The 2,439-nt window shown below is 46.5% G+C and carries 3 protein-coding genes; 2 read left to right on the top strand and 1 reads right to left on the bottom strand.

From position 1 onward, the window contains the following. Positions 1 to 34 precede the first annotated feature (34 nt). Together pcaF and pcaD are read left to right on the top strand one after the other, a co-directional pair. Entirely contained in the window at positions 35 to 1,240 is a 1,206-nt protein-coding gene (gene pcaF / locus WAK81_RS10035) for a 3-oxoadipyl-CoA thiolase (protein WP_005266324.1), read from the top strand. Between the two features lie 69 nt (positions 1,241 to 1,309). Next, positions 1,310 to 2,089 carry a 3-oxoadipate enol-lactonase gene (gene pcaD, locus WAK81_RS10030; RefSeq protein WP_422196694.1) on the top strand — a complete coding sequence of 260 codons (780 nt, stop codon included), beginning with the start codon at positions 1,310 to 1,312 and terminating at the stop codon, positions 2,087 to 2,089. A 62-nt stretch (positions 2,090 to 2,151) separates the two neighbouring features. Here pcaD and WAK81_RS10025 read toward each other — a convergent pair. Further along, on the bottom strand, positions 2,152 to 2,439 hold a 288-nt coding region (locus WAK81_RS10025), incomplete at its 5' end, for an EamA family transporter (RefSeq protein WP_422196693.1).

The raw sequence follows: 2,439 nt of genomic DNA, 5'->3' as shown, positions 1-2,439 counted from the left end.
CTAGGGGGATTAAAAGGTTTTAAGGATTTAATAAATGAAAAATGCATATATTATCGATGCCATCCGTACCCCATTCGGCCGTTATGCCGGTGGTCTCGCTCCTGTCCGTGCAGATGACTTAGGTGCGCTGCCAATTAAAGCGCTCATGGAACGTAACCCATCTGTGAACTGGGAACAGGTCGATGACGTGATCTATGGCTGTGCCAATCAGGCCGGTGAAGACAACCGTAACGTCGGTCGTATGTCTTCACTGCTTGCAGGCCTGCCTTATCAGGTGCCAGCAACGACAGTAAACCGTCTATGTGGTTCATCAATGGATGCAATCGCGATGGCAGCACGTGCGATTAAAGCCGGTGAAGCCAATCTGATTATTGCTGGTGGCGTAGAAAGCATGTCGCGTGCCCCATTCGTGATGGGCAAGTCAGAAACAGCGTATGGCCGTAGCCAAAAGATTGAAGACACCACCATGGGCTGGCGTTTCATCAATCCGAAACTAAAAGAAATGTACGGCGTGGAAACCATGCCACAAACCGCTGAAAATCTGGCAGAACAGTTCAACATCAACCGTGAAGACCAGGACAAGTTTGCCCTGACCAGCCAGCAACGTACCGCAGCAGCGCAGGCCAAAGGTTTCTATAAAAATGAAATCATTCCTGTGGTGATTCCGCAGCGTAAAGGCGATCCGGTGGTTGTCGATACTGATGAACATCCACGTGCATCAACTACCGCAGAAGCATTGGCGAAACTGAAGCCTGTGGTGAAAGCAGATGGTACGGTAACGGCGGGTAATGCTTCTGGTATTAACGATGGTGCGGCTGCACTGCTCATTGCATCTGATGAAGCGGTTGCTCAACATGGCTTGAAACCACGTGCCAAAATTATTGGTTCAACAGTTGTGGGTGTTGAACCACGTATCATGGGCTTTGGTCCAGCACCTGCCATCAAGAAACTGTTGGCACAAACCGGTCTGACTTTAGAGCAGATGGACGTGATCGAGCTGAATGAAGCTTTTGCTGCTCAAGCACTGGCATGTACCCGTGATCTAGGTATTGAAGATGGCTCGGAAAAAGTTAATCCGAACGGCGGTGCGATTGCATTGGGTCATCCACTCGGTGCATCAGGTGCACGTCTGGTGACCACTGCCTTGAACCAGCTGGAACAAACTGGCGGTCAATATGCATTGTGTTCAATGTGTATTGGTGTCGGTCAAGGCATCGCTTTAATTATTGAACGTGTTTAATCCTCATTAAAAGTCCCCCTTTCATAAAGGGGGATTTAGGGGGATTTATAAGATTAAGGATTCTAAAAAATGCCAACATTTACATCCAACGATGTACAGATCAATTACCAGACTTTTGGTGATGCAGCAAAACCTGCTTTGGTATTTTCCAATTCATTGGGTACCAAATTCAGCATGTGGCAGCCACAAATTGATTTTTTCCAGAAAGATTATTTTGTAGTGTGTTATGACACCCGTGGTCATGGCGCTTCGAGCGCTCCACAAGGACCATATACACTCGATCAACTGGGTCAAGATGTGGTGAATTTACTGGATCATTTAAATATCCGGAAAGCTGCTTTTTGTGGCATTTCCATGGGTGGTCTGACTGGCCAATGGCTGGCTATTCATGCACCTGAACGTTTTAACCACGTGATTGTTTGCAATACAGCTGCAAAAATCGGTCAGGAACAGGCCTGGCTGGAACGTGCTGCACTGGTACGTGAGCAAGGCTTGGCACCGATTGCAGCAACTGCAGCCTCACGCTGGTTTACCGAACCCTTTATCCAAAGCAACGCAGCGATTGTTGCAGAACTTTCAAACGACCTTGGTGCTGGCAGCCCGGAAGGTTATGCGAGTTGCTGTGAAGCTTTGGCTAAAGCGGATTTACGTGAACAGTTAAAGACTATTTCAGTTCCTGTACTGATTATTGCAGGTCAGCAAGACCCGGTAACAACTGTAGCTGATGGTCAGTCGATGCAAGACAGCATTGCCAACAGCCAACTGTTTGAAATCAATGCATCACATATTTCAAGTGTGGAACAGGCTGAAGCATTCAATCAGGCAGTTCAGGCATTTATTGCAGCTTAAACTTCTCAAAAAAACAAAAAAAGCCACTGATCATCAGTGGCTTTTTTTAATTCAAATAAAAATTAAGCCCAGATCACTAAAATGGCAGCGAACACCACCAGGCCTAGTCCCCAATGCTCGGCACGTGCCAGTTTTTCCTTAAAGAAATATGCTGAAATCAGCATGCTGAACAAAATCTCAATTTGACCTAGCGTTTTGACAATAGGCACACTCATCATACTCATAGCAGTAAACCAGCCCAGCGATGCCATAAAGCTGCATACACTGACTTTAAAAGTTAATCCCAAGCGTTGCCACATAGCCACTAAAGTCTGGCGGCTAAATAGACTCAGATAGATCAACATACTGAT

The organism is Acinetobacter sp. (assembly GCF_049284435.1).
Lineage (GTDB): Bacteria > Pseudomonadota > Gammaproteobacteria > Pseudomonadales > Moraxellaceae > Acinetobacter.
Note: the sequence above shows the minus strand (reverse complement) of the source record. Positions and strands in the feature narration are given on the sequence as shown.